This is a genomic window from Caballeronia sp. ATUFL_M2_KS44, from assembly GCF_023630965.1.
Classification (GTDB): domain Bacteria; phylum Pseudomonadota; class Gammaproteobacteria; order Burkholderiales; family Burkholderiaceae; genus Caballeronia; species Caballeronia concitans.
In genome coordinates, this window is sequence record NZ_JALQEA010000078.1 from 1 (window position 1) to 908 (window position 908).

At 58.4% G+C, this 908-nt stretch carries 1 protein-coding gene; it reads left to right on the forward strand.

The window, feature by feature from the left end:
• Positions 1-87 precede the first annotated feature (87 nt).
• Positions 88-899, forward strand: a protein-coding gene (locus NCR39_RS29305; RefSeq protein ID WP_250456292.1) for an IS5 family transposase whose coding sequence is annotated in 2 segments (ribosomal slippage) — positions 88-436 and positions 436-899 — 813 coding nt in all. Because the reading frame shifts where the segments join, the coding sequence is not laid out codon by codon here.
• Positions 900-908: the final 9 nt, after the last annotated feature.

Consider the following 908-nt stretch of genomic DNA (forward strand, 5'->3'; position numbering starts at 1 on the left):
CTTAGAACCTTTAACAAAATGAGCGAAGGGCTGTTTACACTCGATGAATCCTGTTAACCTTTTCATTGTTTCGACGACGAAAAGGATATGGCCAAGCCGATACTCGACGACGACCTTTGGGCACTCATCGAACCGTTGCTGCCCCCTCCGAAGCCACGGCGCGTTCGTTATCCGGGGCGCAAGCCACTCGACAATCGTGCCGTGCTCACAGGCATCCTCTTCGTCTTACAGACGGGCCTGCGTTGGGACCTACTGCCTCGCGAGATGGGGTGCGGCAGCGGCATGAGTTGCTGGCGTCGTTTGCGTGACTGGCAGGCCGCCGGCGTCTGGGACCAGTTGCACGAGGTGCTGCTTGCGCGATTGCGCGCAGCCGACCAAATCGACTGGTCTCGCGTCATCGTCGATTCCTCTTCAATCCGCGCTGTGGGCTCAGGTCAAAAACAGGACCGAATCCCACAGACCGCGCGCGACCCGGTTCAAAGCACCATCTCATCACCGAGGCGCAGGGCATCCCGCTCGCGGTGATACTCACCGGCGCTAACCGCAATGACGTCACTCAACTCCATGCTCTGGTCGAGGCTATCCCGCCCATCAGCGGCAAGCGTGGCAGACCCCTATCGAAGCCTCGAGTCGTTCAGGGCGACAGAGGCTACGACCACGACAAATATCGACGTCCACTACATGCAGCCGGCATTGCAACCGAAATCGCTCGGCGCGGTCAGCCTCATGGTAGCGGTCTAGGCAAAACACGCTGGGTCGTGGAGCGGACCATTTCGTGGCTTCACAACTTTCGCCGACTGCGTATTCGCTTCGAGCGCCTCGCTTTCATCCACGAGGCTTTGCTCGAAATCGCTTGCTGCATCATATGCTGGCGACACCTGCAAAAGTCATTCTGTTAACGCCTCTTA